Consider the following 15,407-nt stretch of genomic DNA (forward strand, 5'->3'; position numbering starts at 1 on the left):
AGTTAAAACATGGCAGATCCTAAAGGATTTTTGAAATATACCCGGGAGCTCCCCAATACACGAGACCCACAGGAACGCATCAAAGACTACAAGGAATTGTACGAAGACTTTGGGGAAGAGAAAACCGTTAAACAGGCGGCCCGCTGTATGGACTGCGGCGTTCCGTTTTGCCATAATGGCTGCCCCCTGGGCAATATCATCCCGGAGTTCAATGATGCCGTATACGAAGAGGACTGGCAACTGGCATATGAAATCCTGAGCAGCACCAATAACTTCCCGGAATTCACGGGCCGCATATGCCCCGCTCCCTGTGAGACCGCCTGTGTGCTGGGCATCAATCAGCCACCGGTAGCCATTGAGCACATTGAGAAATCCATTGCGGAAGTGGCGTTTGAGAAAGGGTATGTTCGCCCGCAGCCGCCTACATTAAGAACAGGAAAAAAAGTAGCCATAGTAGGCTCGGGGCCGGCGGGGCTGGCTGCTGCGGCTCAGCTGAACAAAGTGGGGCATTTGGTTACGGTGTTCGAACGCAACGACCGCATTGGCGGGCTACTGCGCTACGGTATTCCCGATTTCAAACTGGAGAAATTCGTCGTAGAGCGGCGGGTAGCCCTCATGGAAGCGGAAGGCATCCGGTTCCGCACCAATGCTAATGTTGGTGGGAATGTAGACCCGCAGGAACTGATGGACCAATACGATGCGGTGCTGTTGTGCGGCGGCTCCACAGTCCCCCGCAACCTGAATATTGAAGGCAGAGAGCTGGAAGGCGTGCACTTTGCCATGGACTTTCTGGAACAGAACAACCGCAGGGTAGCCGGAGATGCCATCCCGGACGTGGAAACCATTACCGCTAAGGACAAACACGTAGTAGTGATTGGCGGTGGCGATACCGGCTCGGATTGTGTGGGAACGTCCAACCGGCATGGCGCCAAATCGGTTACCCAAATCGAGCTGATGGACCGCCCACCTAACGACCGGGATCCCCTGACGTGGCCCAACTGGCCGGTGGTTTTACGCACCTCCACCAGTCATGAGGAAGGCTGCGAACGCCAATGGTCGCTGCTGACCAAAGCTTTTACCGGGGAAAATGGTAAAGTTACCGGGCTGAAATTGGTGCAGATTGAGTGGGCGAAAAGTAATAAGACCGGGAAGTATGGCTTTCAGGAAGTGGAAGGCACCGAGCAGGAAATCCCCTGTGACCTGGCGTTGCTGGCTATCGGCTTCCTGAACCCTCAGTATCGCGGCATGCTCGAAAAACTAGGTGTCGAGGTCGACGAGCGTGGTAATGTCCGCGATGAAGACTACCGTACGAATCTGGAAAAAGTATTTGTGGCCGGGGATATGCGCCGGGGGCAATCGCTGGTGGTTTGGGCCATTGCAGAAGGCCGGGAAGCCGCCCGTAGTGTGGATCAGTTCCTAATGGGCCGATCCAACCTGGAGGCGCGGGACAAGGGTTTTTTAATGGCGGAGGGGTAGCCTTGGCTTAGGACAACTCATTTTGTATTGGTAGATACCTGTCAGACCGAAGTAAAGAATAAAAAACTTCGGTGCAACTCTGCTGCAAAAACAAATCATTCCTGTATTTTGGAGGTTGTATTATTTTTATGACTTTAACCTCACCCTGGTTTGGGCTGCATATAATACTAAGACCGTGTTGGGACTTTGGTTTTCGACTAGAAGACCAAAATCCCAATACGGTCTTAGCCCAAGGCAGGAAAGGAACAAACAAGGAACATTAGGAATGTCAGAGCAGGAAATCAAGCAACAACTAAAAGACTGGAAGAAAATTATCAAGCGTTATCAGCAGCCCGACCGCAAGCGGGCCTGGTGGCAGGTGATCAACACCTTTGGCCCATTTCTGGCGCTGTGGGTACTGATGTATTTCAGCCTGGAGTGGTCTTACTGGATTACTTTGGGACTGGGCCTGATTAACGGTTTTCTCCTTGCCCGGATTTTTATTATTCAGCACGATTGCGGGCACCACTCCTTTCTCGAATCAAAAGGCTGGAATAATGTCATTGGCAGTGTTTGCAGCTTTTTCAGTACGATACCTTACAAGTACTGGTCAAAAATCCACAATTACCACCACGGGCACTCCGGGCAATTGGAGGAGGAGCCCCGCGATATCGGTGATGTCCCTTTCCTGACGGTGGAGGAATACCGAAACCTGAGTAAATGGGGACGTTTCAAATACCGGTTGTTCCGCACGCCGGTGGTCTTGTTTATTGTCACCCCTATCGTCTATTTGAGCGGCCCGATGCGCTGGCCTACGATCAAGGTGCCGATGGTGCGCAGTGCCTATGTGGCGCTTTTCCTCAACAACTTTTGGATCGGGTTGGTATATGCTGGTTTGATTTATCTGTTGGGATGGGAGTTTCTTTGGGTACAGGTGCCAATTGTGATTTTCTTTGGCACGATTGCGTTCTGGTTTTTCTATGTGCAACATCAGCATGAGGAAACCTACAAGAAATGGAAAGACGAGTGGGACTATCTGGTCGCAGCAGTCCGGGGCAGTACGTACTATAAACTCCCAAAGGTTTTTAACTGGTTGACCGGAAATATTGGATTTCACCATATTCACCACTTAAGCTCGCTTATCCCCAATTACAACCTGCCGAAGTGCGCGAAGGAGAATCCTATTTTACAAAAATACGTTACGACGATTACCTTCAGGGAAAGTCTGGCCTGCATCTTCAACAAGCTTTGGGACGAGCAGCAGGAGCGCATGATCTCTTTCCGGGAGTACTACCGGCTGGAGCGGGCTGGCGCGCTGGGATAGGCAGGCTGTTTACGAATAGCTTAAAAAGAAAAGGGTTGTCCTGCAGTTTTTCGCGCCGGACAACCCTTTTTTAATGCCTTTCAGCAGTTCGTTTAGACGACGCCCTCGAAGAGCGACTCTACAAAAGCCCGCTTGTTGAAGACTTGCAGCTGCTCGATCCCCTCTCCTACTCCAATGTATTTGATGGGCACTTTGAACTGATCAGAGATACCGATGGCTACGCCCCCTTTGGCTGTCCCGTCGAGTTTGGTGAGGGCCAGGGCGGAAACTTCGGTGGCATCGGTGAAGTGCTTGGCCTGCTCAAAGGCATTTTGTCCGGTGGTGGCATCGAGCACCAAAAGGACTTCGTGGGGAGCACCGTCGAGGCTTTTGGCTACGGATCGGCGGATTTTGGACAGCTCCTTCATCAGATTGACCTTAGTATGCAGGCGGCCGGCAGTATCGATAATCGCCACATCGCAGTTGTTTTGGATAGCGTGCTGCACAGTTTCGTAGGCTACAGCAGCAGGATCTGTATTCATGCCTTTGCTGAAGAAGTCGCAGCCTACCCGTTTGGACCAGATTTCGAGTTGGTCTACGGCAGCAGCCCGGAAAGTATCACCTGCACCGAGGACTACTTTTTTGCCCTTTGCCTGGTATTGGTGCGCCAGTTTGCCGATTGTGGTGGTCTTGCCTACGCCGTTTACGCCAACAACGAGGATTATGCTCGGCTTGCTGTCGGAAGGCAGGGTGTAGTCTTCAATATCAACCGTATTGTTCTCGGCCAGCAGTTGTACGATTTCGTCCCGCAGGATTTCGTTGAGCTCTGAGGTATTGAGGTACTTGTCGCGGCGGACCCGCTCTTCGATACGGTCGATGATTTTGACCGTGGTATCCAGCCCGACATCGGAGGCGATGAGGATAGATTCCAGTTCATCCAGGACTTCTTCATCTACGGTAGACTTACCAGCGACGGCTTTGGTTATCTGCCCGAAGAGGCTGCTTTTGGTTTTCTCCAGCCCTTTATCCAGGTCCTGTTTTTTCTCTTTATTGAAAAACTTTTTAAAGAAACTCATAGGCGTTTGATAAATAGGCAAAGAGGCTTTCCCTGCAGAAGAAAAGCCTCTTTGATGTATACGTTTACTTGCTGTCAGACAAGTGAATTATTTGCTAGCGAAAAACTCCTTAACGGCATCCTTGTGGATGACCACTTCTTTATAGGAATATTTACCAGTCTTAGGATCTTTGATGCTCTTAATCACTTTGACATGATCACGGCCTGATCCTGCGTTTGCTGCACGCTGTGCAACCCTTGCGTTCTTAGATACTTTCTTAGCCATTATACCTCGCTTTAAGAATATTAAGTAAAGTCAACATCACAAAAATAAGCGATAAACTGCTGTTTTGCAAGCTTACTTGATCTCGCGGTGCAGGGTCACGCGCTTCATGATGGGATTGAACTTCTTGAGTTCCAGGCGATCTGGTGTATTCTTACGGTTTTTCTCCGTAACATAGCGGGAAGTACCTGGCAGTCCTGACTTTTTATGCTCTGTGCACTCGAGGATTACCTGAATGCGGTTGCCTTTGCTTTTCTTAGCCATCGTTCTAACTATTTAATGGTCTTACAGTTCGACACCTACATCAAACCCCTTCTTCTGCTGGCGCTTGATAAACTCGTAAATGCCTATTTTATCGATTGTGCGCATTGCGCTGGCGCTAACCTTGAGCGTTATCCACTCATCCTTTTCAGGAATGAAGAAACGCTTGGTGTGCAGGTTGGGCAGAAAACGGCGCTTGGTCTTCTTATTAGAGAAGGAAACCGAATTGCCGGCTACCGGGCGCTTACCTGTGAGTTGACAAACTTTGGACATCGCGTATTCCTTTTAACTAAACAGCTCAACGCTCGGCTACTCAGGCTCGGACATTGAGCTATTCAGGTGATTCTAGGACTTTTAGAATTAAATAGTGACTCTGTCAGGATTCGAACCTGAAACCTCTTGATCCGTAGTCAAGTGCTCTATCCAATTGAGCTACAGAGCCATTTTATTGTTAGCGGCTGCAAAGATAAGATTTGATTTTTAAACCTGCAACTTTGCAATTACTTTTTTACTGCTTCCAGGCTTTTCTTTCAGCGTGGGCTGCAAAGATACAAAAGGAATGGAAAAAGCCGGCAAATTCCTTTACCAGCTTTTTTGAAATTCTTTCATTTACGCGCTTCTTTAATTCCCGGGACTACTCCCTGAGGAATTCAAGCTCATCTTTGTGGCCGAGCTGTACCATCACCGAAGGTTGTGCAATAGACTTATCGTTTCTACGGTGATGAACGATGTAGTCCACTTGTTCAATAATATCGGAGCTGATGGCACCGAAATTGGCGGGGAAACTGCCGGGCTTCAAATCCGCAGGCAGTGCGACAATCGGGCGGCCAAGTTTGCGGATCAAAGACTGACAGTACTCGTCCTGTACGATACGGATGGCAATGCTCCCTTCCTGATCCAAGGCTTCCTGCGGCAGGTTGCGCCCCCGCTCATAGCGCACCGTAAGCGGTCGCAAGTGGAAGGACAGCAGCGTTTCGATGCGCGGGTGGAAGTGCGCAATGTACTGCTTCAGCATTTTTGGGGAATCGACCAGAAGCTCGAGGCATTCGTGCTGATCAATGGATTTCATAGCCCTTAATCTGCGGAGGGCTTCGGGATCAGTTGCATCACAACCGACACTCCATACCGTGTCTGTGGGGTAGAGCAGCAACCCGCCGTCGCGGAGGACCGTCAGCGCCTGACCGAAGTCCTGCTGCTGTCCGGCAGATGCTCTGCCATTAGTAAAGGTGATCATACCTAATGGTGGTTTTATGCCAATTAAAAAATGAATCAATGTCATACAGTTTGGTTGAATCTTGCAGCGCTTCAATACGAGTGACGCTGCGGGTACTGTTTTTGGGAGGCCGTAGAAAGCACTATTTAAAAAGAGAGTTGTCGATTGTCAATAGCTTTACCAACCGGCGAAATAGTATTTCAAAAAAGCCTGTACTTCGAAACTATCTGTATCTTGCCTTTGTGATACGCAAGCAAATACTTTTGTGCTTTACTAAATGATTCAGAAAACGATGCCCGGAGCTGACTTATTACGCTACTACTGTTTTTTTTCAATCTTTTTTGCCAGTCTGTTTTTCAACCGACTTTCGGCTGCTCATATCATTGGTGGAGAAATCACCTATGAGTGCCTCGGCTGGACCAATGGCGACCCCGGAACAGGTACCAGGACTTACCAGTTTTACATGAATATTTACCGGGACTGCCAGGGTGGCGGTGCAGACTTTGACTCCGCCCCGGGTGGGTCTTTTCCAGCCACCGTTACCATTTACACGGAGAGCGACGAGGAGCCCTACAACGTATTGATTTTGCCTAACCCTGCCCGTAATACGGTGAACCCTCAGGAGGGCAATCCTTGTGTAATCGTCCCGTCCAATGTATGCGTGGAGCAAGGGGTTTACACTTTCCCGTTGCTCGATCTGCCGGTGATAGACGAAAGCTACTACATTACCTATCAGCGGTGCTGCCGTAACAATACGATTTCCAACATCCTCGCTCCGGGCGATTCCGGCGCGACCTACTTCATGGAGCTGACGCCTGCAGCGCAGCAGGTTTGCAACAGCAGCCCTACCTTCAACAACTTTGCGCCCCCGGTGATTTGTGCCAATGAGCCCATCAATTTTGACCATTCCGCTACCGACCCGGATGGCGATCAGCTGGTGTATGAGTTCTGTGCGCCATTCCTGGGCGGAGGGCTCAATTTCAATATGCCTACCGCGATGAACGGCCTGGCTCCCAACCCGGAGTCCCGCCCACCCTATGATCCGGTCAATTTTATAGGTCCATTCTATAATCCTACCCAACCCTTGGGCAATAATACTGATGTCAACATAAACGTCAACTCCGGGCTGATCACAGGCTCTCCGAACGCGCAGGGCCAGTTCGTGGTGGGTGTTTGCGTAAGTGAGTTCCGCAACGGAGAATTGCTCAGTGTGGTACGCCGCGATTTCCAGTTTAATGTAACCTTCTGCGAGCCTACGGTCAAAGCAGATATTGCAGAAGATAATGCAGTAGGGGCTGACTTGTATATCAGTCAGTGTGCCGACCGGGATGTGTTTATCGTCAATCAAAGTTTTGATGAGAGCTTTATAGACGATTATTTCTGGAAGTTTGATCTGGGCAACGGGCAGGATACTACCGTGACGACCTGGAATGCCGACCTGCAGTTTCCGGAGTATGGCACTTTCAGGGGCAGCCTAATACTCAACCCTAATTCACAATGTGGAGACACGGCCAGTATTATCGTTGAGCTCTTTCCCGAGATTGAAGCTGAGTTCACAGCCGCCTATGACACCTGCATAGCCGGGCCCGTTGCTTTTACGAATACAACCATTGCAACAACAGAAATCACTAACTACAACTGGAACTTCGGGGACGGCGGCGGTTCATCTAACCCTGATCCAACCTACCGGTATCAGGATCCGGGGCTGCAGCAAGTTAAACTCCGCGTTACGGATATTAATGGCTGTCAGGATTCGATTGTCAAGCCGGTCAGTTACTTTCCGGTACCAGCACTGATTGTAGTGGCGCCTAACCGATTTGATGGTTGCGCGCCGGCGGAGATTAGTTTTGACAATCTCTCAGAGCCGGTCAACGTGAATTACGAAACTTTCTGGGATTTTGGGGACGGCGTTACTTCCACTGAACTTAGCCCTACTAATATTTTTGAATCCGAAGGCACCTATGATGTCAGCCTGCAGATTACCTCCCCGATTGGCTGTGTGACAGATACTGTATTTAGGGAATTGATCGTTATTGACCCGTCACCTGTTGCTAACTTTACTTTTAGCCCGCAGGATCCGGATGTATTCAACCCTGAAGTCACCTTTACGGATTTATCCCAGGGTGCTGACCAGTGGTTTTGGTATTTGGAAGACCCATACACGGCTCAGGAGCCTAACCCTATACATGCTTTCCGGGACACCGGTTTTCAGGAAGTGCGGCTCATTGTCACCCATCCGCTGGGTTGCCAGGATACGGCTGTTCAGGTGGTGGATATTCAGCCTAAGGCCACTTTTTTCCTGCCCAATGCCTTTACGCCCAACGATGATGGGCTAAACGATGTCTATAAGGGCAAAGGATTTACGGACGGAATGAAATCCTTTGAGCTGAATATTTGGAACCGCTGGGGCGAAAACGTATTTTCAACGGACGATCCGCTACAAGGCTGGAACGGGCGTTTCAATAATCAGGGGCAACCTGTGCCTCAGGGTGTTTATTTTTCCAGGGTGGCCTATACCCCACCCCGTGGAGCGCCCGTTGAGATAAAGGGCACGGTGACCGTTATCCGGTAAAGGGTGGCTGTTGGCCCTCGTACGAAGAAAACGACACGAGCTATGGAAAACCATTTATCTGTAAAAAATGCAATGGCAATAGTACTGACCTTACTGTTGCCATTGGGCCTGCAGGCTAAGCACATCATTGGTGGTGTGATGACCTACGCCTGTTTGGGTGATGACACTTATGAAATCACACTGAAGATTTACCGGGATGGCAACTGTACAGATTGTGCAGACTTTGATGCGCAGGCTTTCATCGCCGTATACAACTGCTCAGGGAATTGCTCCGGCCAAACTCAGGCCAACCCTTTCCTGGAAATCAATGCGCCACTGTTGAGTGCAACGGATGTGGAACGCCCGGATTACCCCTGTCTGATCCCACCGGATGTAAAAGTAGAGGAAGGGCTTTACCGGTTCGAGCTGCAACTGCCTCAGTCGCCGGAAAGTTACTTCATAGCTTATCAGCGGTGCTGCCGTAATGTGACGATTTCCAATATCATTGCGCCCGGCGACACCGGTTCTACCTTCTTTACCGAAATTACGCCACAGGCCCAGCAGGTATGCAACAACAGCCCCGTATTCAATGAATTTCCTCCAATTATTATTTGTGCGGGGGCTCCTTTGGAATTTGACCATAGTGCCACCGATGTGGATGGGCATCAGTTGGTGTATAGTTTGTGCTCTTCCTACGATGGTGGCGGCAACCTGCTCACCGATCCGCTTTACCTGACCTGTGAGGGAGCGCGCCCAGGCCCGGCCTGCCCACCACCTTACAATACGATCAATTTTCTGGGGCCGAATTTTACGCCCACTCAGCCGATGGGGCCGGAAGCTAACTTACAGATCGATCCTAATACCGGTTTATTAACGGGCACGCCAATTAATCTGGGGCAGTATGTCGTGGCAGTCTGCGTGCAGGAATTCGATGCTACGGGTAATTTGCTGAGCACGACGACCCGGGATTTCCAGTTTAATGTAGCGCCCTGCGACCCTACAGTAGAGGCTGTTGTGGGAGCTGCAGACCTGAATACCGACCAGGAGTACGTGATTGTATCCTGTGGTCAAAATACGGTTAGTTTTACCAATGAAAGTTTTCAGGAATCTTTTATTGAAACCTACAACTGGTCTTTTATGGTGGAGGGGCAGGAAGTATCGTTTAGCGACTGGGAACCCGCTATCAACTTCCCGGATACAGGTACCTATTTTGGTAACCTAGTCCTCAACCCCAATACGCAGTGCGGCGATACCGCCGATATACGAGTGATCATCTACCCTGCCATAGAGGCTGATTTCAGCTTTGACTATGATACCTGTGTTGCTGGCCCTACGGTCTTTACGGATGCCTCTTTTTCCGGCAGCGGGCAGATCACGGGTTGGTCATGGACATTTGGTGACGGAGGTACGGCCGGCGACCAGAATCCGGTTTACACCTATGCCACCCCAGGTAATTTCCCGGCAACCCTCACCGTCACAGATATCAACAATTGCCAGGATACCTATACCTTGCCCATTGAGTACTTTCCCGTACCAGAGCTTATCGTGATTGCCCCTAGTGACTTTACAGGTTGCGCGCCTGCGGATATCTTTTTTAATAACCTTTCCACGCCCATTAGTGAGGCGTACGATATTACCTGGGATTTTGGAGACGGAGGAGTGGACAGCGTGATCAGCCCCACTTATACCTACGAAGCCCCGGGGACTTATACGGTGAGTATCGATATTGTGTCCCCAATCGGGTGTCAGATTGATACTACCTTTGGTGACCTTATTACCATATTGCCATCGCCTGTAGCGGGCTTTTCGTTTACACCTGACCGCCCGAGCAATTTGGAGCCATTAGTCAGCTTCTTTGATGAATCGACCGGTGCTACCCGCTGGTCCTATGACTTTGGGGACGGCAATCAGTCCATTGCTCCCAGCCCTACCCATGAGTTCCGGGACACGGGCGTATACGAGGTACGGCAGATTGTCACGCACCCCAGTGGATGCCAGGACACGCTGGTACAACTTCTGGACGTTATTCCGCAAGTGCGCTACTTCCTGCCCAATGCCTTCACCCCCAACCAGGATGGCCTGAATGATGAGTACCTGGGTACCGGTGTACTTGAGGGGGCGACCAATTTCCGAATGATTATCGTTAATCGCTGGGGGGAAACGGTTTTCGAAACCAATGACCCCTTTGATGGCTGGAACGGTCGTAAACTTAATACGGGGAATTTTGTGCAAAACGGCGTCTATATGGTGTTGGTAACCTTTACTGGGCCCAGGGGGGATAAGTATGAGTATAAGAGTACGGCTACGGTTATTCGGTGATGGGCCTGTGATAGGTTGATTTGTTTTGCAGTAACCGCCCCGGTAACATGCCCCCGCTCGCAATCAGTGGCAATCCGTGTTACAACCCATCACACACGACACGGGTACACTGATGACGCTGATCTGACTGATCTCACTGATCTGCTCAACGAGACCCGCCCCGCTGGAGGGCCTTCCCGGAATCAGTGCAAATCCGCGCAATCAGTCCAATCTGTGTTCCAACCCGCCACGCACGATAATAGTACACTGATGACACTGATCTGACTGATGACACTGATCTGCCCAACGAGACCCGCCCCGCTGGAGGACCTTCCCGGAATCAGTGCAAATCCGCGCAATCAGTCCAATCTGTGTTCTCTCGCGCCACACATTACACTGATCTGACTGATGACACTGATCTGCCCAACGAGACCCGCCCCGCTGGATGACCTTCCCGGAATCAGTGCAAATCCGCGCAATCAGTCCAATCTGTGTTCTCTCGCGCCACACATTACACTGATCTGACTGATGACACTGATCTGCCCAACGAGACCCGCCCCGCTGGATGGCCCGCCCGGAAATCAGTGCAAATCTGCGCAATCAGTCTAATCCGTGTTCCAACCCGCCACGCACGATAATAGTACACTGATGACGCTGATCTGACTGATCTCACTGATTTGCTCAACGAGTCCCGCCCCGCTGGAGGGTCATCCCGGGAATCCGTGGAAATCTGCGCAAACCCGTCCAATCCGTGTTCCCACCCGCCACGCACGATAATAGTACACTGATGACACTGATCTGCCCAACGAGACCCGCCCCGCTAGATGGCCCGCTCGGAAATCAGTGCAAATCCGCGCAATCAGTCTAATCCGTGTTCCAACCCGCCACGCACGATAATAGTACACTGATGACACTGATCTGACTGATGACACTGATCTGCCCAACGAGACCCGCCCCGCTGGATGGCCCGCCCGGAATCAGTGCAAATCTGCGCAATCAGTCCAATCTGTGTTCCCAACCCTCCACTTTATCAACACCAAAAAACGTAGCTTAGCAGCAAAAAATGCTACCCAGCCAACGCCACCTTTTTGACCTCCCTGACGATGTAGCCTATTTGAATGGTGCCTATATGTCTCCCCAGTTAATAGCGGTGGAAGCTGCCGGCATTAAAGCCCTAAAGCGCAAAAGCCAGCCCTTCAATATCCAACTGGAAGACTTTTTTGAGCCCGTACAGGCACTTCGGTCTGCCTATGCCCGCCTTATCAACTGCCCGGAGCCGGGGCGCATAGCCATCATACCTTCTGTCTCTTATGGAATGGCCGCTGTTGCGCGTAACCTGAAGCTGCAGCCCGGGGATAATATCATCCTCACACGGGAGCAGTTTCCGAGTAATTACTATGCCTGGGAACGGGTAACGGAAGCGCATGGGGCTACAATTCGGATCGTAGACCCACCCCGGGAATCCCCCAGGGGGCAAGCCTGGAATGCGGCAATACTGGATGCGATTGACGAAAGGACAGCTATGGTTGCCATTGGACAGGTGCATTGGGCAGATGGTACCCTATTTGATTTGAAAGCGATACGGAAACGGGCAACGGAGGCGGGCGCCTGGCTCGTCATTGACGGTACTCAATCGGTAGGTGCTTACCCGTTTGATGTGGAGGAAATTCAGCCTGATGCGCTGATTTGCGCGGGCTATAAGTGGCTCATGGGGCCTTACAGCATTGGCCTGGCATATTACGGTCCGGCACTTGATAATGGCTTACCGGTGGAGGAAAACTGGATCAACCGGGTAGACAGCTACGACTTCCGCAATCTGGTAAATTACCAACCGAATTACAAACCACTGGCTGCCCGTTATAACATGGGTGAGCAAAGCAACTTTATCCTGGTCCCTATGATGAAAGCGGGCGTTGACCAGTTACTGGAATGGGGCACTCGCGGTATTCAAAGTTACGCCCAGTCACTATTGAGACCAGCGCTCCGGGAGTTGGAAGCACTCGGCTGCACGATGGAGCCGGAAGAACAGCGGGCACATCATCTCGTGGGCGTTCGCCTGCCTGCCGGGGCTGACATGAATCTTTTCCGGAAGCGGCTGCAGGAAGAACAGGTGCACGTTTCCATCCGTGGCAATGCCATTCGGGTATCCTGCCACCTGTACAATGAAGCGCAGGAAGTAGAACGCCTGATGAAATGCTTTAAAGCTGTGATTGGATAAGCACCGGCAACCTGCACCGGATTACAACAGATTCAACCAGTCCACACCATTCCGGACCTCTGCCGGCTTTGGCATACGCCCGTCGCGCATCAGCTCCTGAATGGCACAAAGTTCCTGATCGCGGAACAAGGATAGCGTGGCGCTAACGGCGCCGTTCTCTACATAATGCACCAGGAAGCTATCGCCATCGAGGTCGCCCTCAACAATAGTCTCCTCAGAGCTGGAAGCATGGCCGACATAACCCAGAATTTTGTCTTGCTGAGCCGACCAGAAGAAAGGGACCGCCTCGTAAGGCTCCCCGGCTCCTGCCATATTTTTGCCTGCTATCCGCCCCTGCTGAGCAGCGACTTTCCAGTGTTCAATCCGCTGGTTTTTGCCATTCATCGGGGGAGCGGCGATGTCCCCGGCGGCAAAGAGGTTTTCCTGAACGCGGAGGAAGGGGTCGGTATGCAGGCTGCCATCGGATTGCAGCAGATTTTCAGGGAGAAAACCAGTATTCGGCTGTACGCCAACGCCCATGACCAGCAAATCGGCATCCAGTTCTTCTCCGTTTTCCAGTTTCACCTTCTCAATCCGGCCATTGCCTTCAATCGCTTTGACATTTTGCCCCAGATGAAAGTGGACGCCCGCATCGCGGTGCCATTCCTGAATACGCTGACCAACTGCATCTCCCCATATGTGCGCAAAGGGTAAGTGTTCAGGTGCAACGACGTGAACCTCACAGTCCAGTTTTTGCAGGCTCATGGCTGCTTCCATGCCTATGAAAGAAGCGCCGACAATAAAAGCTTTCTTTGCTGACCTGCCTGCCTTGAGAAGCGCTCGGCTATCTTTCAGGCTGCGTAGCGTGTGTACATTCTTCAGGTCTGCACCTGGGATATCCAGCTGCCGGGGCCGGGCACCTGTGCAAATCAATAGCTTATCATAGGATACTGGTGCGCCAGATTTAAATTCGATCTTTTGGACCTCCGGATTCACTTTAGTGACGCGATGCCCCTTCATAAGTACTATACCGTGCTTTTTATAGAACGCAGCGTCCCGCAACGGCATCCACTCCTCCGGCGCTTCGCCCTGCAGGTAATCTTTACTGCAATTGGGCCGGTCGTAAGGCACCTCTTCTTCCGCAGAAAACAAGACGATGCGCCCGGTGAAGCCAGCTTCGCGCAAGCCTTCCGCAGCGTAAGCGCCCGCGGCACCACCTCCGATGATGGCATAAGTGGCTTCGTTGCTCACTTCCGGTTTTGCCATTGAGTTTGGGGTACGATCAGAGGTCTCTTCCGGAATGTCCACCCAAATTTCACTGCCACGCAGTTCTACTTTGTAAGCAGGCAGGCCATCAATACCCGGCGCTTCGACGTGTTGCCCGGTTTTTGCATCAAAACAAGCATGATGCCAGGGGCAAACCAGCCGGCTGCCGTTCAGGACGCCATCGGCAAGAGGAGCACCGTAGTGGGTACATTTTGGATAAAGGGCGGAGATTTCGCCATCGACATTAGTCAGCAGGACTTCCTGATCACCAGCCTTGACGACCTTAAGGTCACCGGGCTTTAATTCATCGGCTTTGAGTACATAATACTGCATGGTAGGGAACGGTTTAAATTACGCTTTTGGAAAGCATAGCCCCCTGCCGATGTTCACTCGTCAGTGCCTTTTAATGTTCGAACATTAGGAATTCGCCGGATTTGGTATTTTCTGAATGGGCGGCCCAACCTTAGTGTCACCACTCAGGCCGGATTGATGCTGCTCCAGCCATTGGTAGGCATCTCTGATGGTAACCGCTAATGGCGTCTGTGGCATTTGCAACTCCGCTACGGCTTTGGCCGGGCTAAAGTATTGCCCATCACAGGAAATACGGGCAATAGGAAGAGATATCATGGGATCGTACCCTAATCTTGGAGCCAGGAGAGAATGCAGCCTCCCGTAGGACAATACCAAAGGAGAAGGGATCCGGAAACGAGGGGGGTTGGCTTCCAGAGTTTGGCCAATCAGCTTAAACAGGTCAGCGTAGGTCAGGTTTTGATGCCCCGCGATGTAGCTTTCGCCCACCCGGCCCATTTTTAGTCCATTACAAGCAGCTGCAGCCACATCTCTGGCATCCACAAAGTTCTTGCCCCCACGGGTGTAAAAAGGCAGTGTCCCCTGAACTACTGCCAGGAGCATTGCACCTGAGCTTGGCTTACTGTCGTAGGGGCCAAACATGAACGTTGGGCAGACCAGCACTGCCGGCAGACCCTGTCCCCGGACCGCTTTCTTCACCATTTGGTGAGCCCGGTATTTCGAGTCTATGTAATCCAGCCCGTACCGATACCCGTCAAAGACTCCGGTTTCGTCCCCGGGATTTTCCAGTGTCCCTTTTGAGAAACTGGCTGCTGAACTGATGAACACCACGCGCCGAACGCCATGCTTCAGGCAGGAGGCTATGATGTGTTGGGTCCCTCTGACATTCACAGCCACCGTAGCTGCTGACCGGGAAGGCCAAACCGAAGTACTGGCCCCGGCGTGTATGACGTAATCGCAGCCCGCTACCGCCCGGTCCACTTCCGGCGCATTCAACAAGTTGCCTTTTGACAATTCTACAGGAAGGCCCTTCAGTACAGGAGATTGGGAAGACGGGAGCTGAAGAACGCGGACCTGATAGCCCTGACGGAGCGCCCGGCGTACAATATTTGCGCCAAGCAGTCCGTCCGCTCCGGTAATCAATACTTTCAAGATAACGGGGTTTTGTTTTTTTGATGGCCTAAAGATAGCCATTTCAGAGCACAGAAACGCACGAA

At 51.5% G+C, this 15,407-nt stretch carries 12 protein-coding genes and 1 tRNA gene; 5 read left to right on the forward strand and 8 right to left on the reverse strand.

What is annotated here, in order from left to right; all coding sequences use genetic code 11:
- Nucleotides 1-9 precede the first annotated feature (9 nt).
- Together IX84_RS00430 and IX84_RS00435 are read left to right on the forward strand one after the other, a co-directional pair.
- Nucleotides 10-1,476 (forward strand): glutamate synthase subunit beta, encoded by a 1,467-nt coding sequence (locus tag IX84_RS00430; protein WP_044215608.1) that lies wholly within the window; start codon nt 10-12, stop codon nt 1,474-1,476.
- A gap of 265 nt (nt 1,477-1,741) precedes the next feature.
- Nucleotides 1,742-2,779: a fatty acid desaturase family protein gene (locus tag IX84_RS00435; RefSeq protein ID WP_044215609.1), complete on the forward strand. Its 1,038-nt coding sequence runs from the start codon at nt 1,742-1,744 to the stop codon at nt 2,777-2,779.
- A gap of 92 nt (nt 2,780-2,871) precedes the next feature.
- On the opposite strand, the gene ftsY is transcribed toward IX84_RS00435, so the two are convergent.
- The 6 genes from ftsY to IX84_RS00460 form a co-directional block, all read right to left on the reverse strand.
- The gene (ftsY, locus tag IX84_RS00440) at nt 2,872-3,834 is read right to left on the reverse strand and encodes a signal recognition particle-docking protein FtsY (RefSeq protein WP_044215611.1); all 963 of its coding nucleotides are present in this window, start codon (nt 3,832-3,834) and stop codon (nt 2,872-2,874) included.
- 87 nt (nt 3,835-3,921) lie between these two features.
- Nucleotides 3,922-4,098 carry a DUF4295 family protein gene (locus IX84_RS31965; RefSeq protein ID WP_072013634.1) on the reverse strand — a complete coding sequence of 59 codons (177 nt, stop codon included), beginning with the start codon at nt 4,096-4,098 and terminating at the stop codon, nt 3,922-3,924.
- A gap of 72 nt (nt 4,099-4,170) precedes the next feature.
- Complete coding sequence (gene rpmG / locus IX84_RS00445) at nt 4,171-4,359, reverse strand: 50S ribosomal protein L33 (protein WP_044215612.1); 189 nt, start codon at nt 4,357-4,359, stop codon at nt 4,171-4,173.
- A 21-nt stretch (nt 4,360-4,380) separates the two neighbouring features.
- Nucleotides 4,381-4,629 (reverse strand): 50S ribosomal protein L28, encoded by a 249-nt coding sequence (gene rpmB / locus IX84_RS00450; RefSeq protein WP_044215614.1) that lies wholly within the window; start codon nt 4,627-4,629, stop codon nt 4,381-4,383.
- 95 nt (nt 4,630-4,724) lie between these two features.
- A tRNA-Arg gene (locus tag IX84_RS00455) sits at nt 4,725-4,798 on the reverse strand.
- 192 nt (nt 4,799-4,990) lie between these two features.
- On the reverse strand, nt 4,991-5,590 hold the full coding sequence (locus tag IX84_RS00460) for an L-threonylcarbamoyladenylate synthase (protein ID WP_052515661.1): 600 nt from the start codon (nt 5,588-5,590) through the stop codon (nt 4,991-4,993).
- 271 nt (nt 5,591-5,861) lie between these two features.
- On the opposite strand from IX84_RS00460, the gene IX84_RS00465 reads away from it, so the two are divergent.
- The 3 genes from IX84_RS00465 (at nt 5,862) to IX84_RS00475 (ending at nt 12,636) form a co-directional block, all read left to right on the forward strand.
- A complete protein-coding gene (locus IX84_RS00465; protein ID WP_160213595.1) occupies nt 5,862-8,141 on the forward strand; it encodes a PKD domain-containing protein in 2,280 nt (759 codons plus the stop codon).
- Between the two features lie 72 nt (nt 8,142-8,213).
- Nucleotides 8,214-10,439 carry a PKD domain-containing protein gene (locus IX84_RS00470; RefSeq protein WP_238578210.1) on the forward strand — a complete coding sequence of 742 codons (2,226 nt, stop codon included), beginning with the start codon at nt 8,214-8,216 and terminating at the stop codon, nt 10,437-10,439.
- 1,042 nt (nt 10,440-11,481) lie between these two features.
- Nucleotides 11,482-12,636 (forward strand): aminotransferase class V-fold PLP-dependent enzyme, encoded by a 1,155-nt coding sequence (locus IX84_RS00475; RefSeq protein ID WP_044215618.1) that lies wholly within the window; start codon nt 11,482-11,484, stop codon nt 12,634-12,636.
- A gap of 21 nt (nt 12,637-12,657) precedes the next feature.
- Here the strand turns inward: IX84_RS00475 and IX84_RS00480 are convergent, their stop codons facing one another.
- Entirely contained in the window at nt 12,658-14,214 is a 1,557-nt protein-coding gene (locus IX84_RS00480) for an FAD-dependent oxidoreductase (RefSeq protein WP_044215620.1), read from the reverse strand.
- A gap of 84 nt (nt 14,215-14,298) precedes the next feature.
- A complete protein-coding gene (locus IX84_RS00485) occupies nt 14,299-15,342 on the reverse strand; it encodes an NAD-dependent epimerase/dehydratase family protein (RefSeq protein ID WP_052515663.1) in 1,044 nt (347 codons plus the stop codon).
- Nucleotides 15,343-15,407 lie beyond the last annotated feature (65 nt).

The sequence above is a fragment of the Phaeodactylibacter xiamenensis genome (genome assembly GCF_000759025.1).
GTDB classification, from domain to species: Bacteria; Bacteroidota; Bacteroidia; order Chitinophagales; family Saprospiraceae; genus Phaeodactylibacter; species Phaeodactylibacter xiamenensis.

Coding starts and splice junctions, on each gene's coding strand:
- IX84_RS00430 (WP_044215608.1), top strand. CDS start 10: ATGGCAGATCCTAAAGGATTTTTGAAATATACCCGGGAGCTCCCCAAT.
- IX84_RS00435 (WP_044215609.1), top strand. CDS start 1,742: ATGTCAGAGCAGGAAATCAAGCAACAACTAAAAGACTGGAAGAAAATT.
- ftsY (WP_044215611.1), bottom strand. CDS start 3,834: ATGAGTTTCTTTAAAAAGTTTTTCAATAAAGAGAAAAAACAGGACCTG.
- IX84_RS31965 (WP_072013634.1), bottom strand. CDS start 4,098: ATGGCTAAGAAAGTATCTAAGAACGCAAGGGTTGCACAGCGTGCAGCA.
- rpmG (WP_044215612.1), bottom strand. CDS start 4,359: ATGGCTAAGAAAAGCAAAGGCAACCGCATTCAGGTAATCCTCGAGTGC.
- rpmB (WP_044215614.1), bottom strand. CDS start 4,629: ATGTCCAAAGTTTGTCAACTCACAGGTAAGCGCCCGGTAGCCGGCAAT.
- IX84_RS00460 (WP_052515661.1), bottom strand. CDS start 5,590: ATGATCACCTTTACTAATGGCAGAGCATCTGCCGGACAGCAGCAGGAC.
- IX84_RS00465 (WP_160213595.1), top strand. CDS start 5,862: ATGCCCGGAGCTGACTTATTACGCTACTACTGTTTTTTTTCAATCTTT.
- IX84_RS00470 (WP_238578210.1), top strand. CDS start 8,214: ATGGCAATAGTACTGACCTTACTGTTGCCATTGGGCCTGCAGGCTAAG.
- IX84_RS00475 (WP_044215618.1), top strand. CDS start 11,482: ATGCTACCCAGCCAACGCCACCTTTTTGACCTCCCTGACGATGTAGCC.
- IX84_RS00480 (WP_044215620.1), bottom strand. CDS start 14,214: ATGCAGTATTATGTACTCAAAGCCGATGAATTAAAGCCCGGTGACCTT.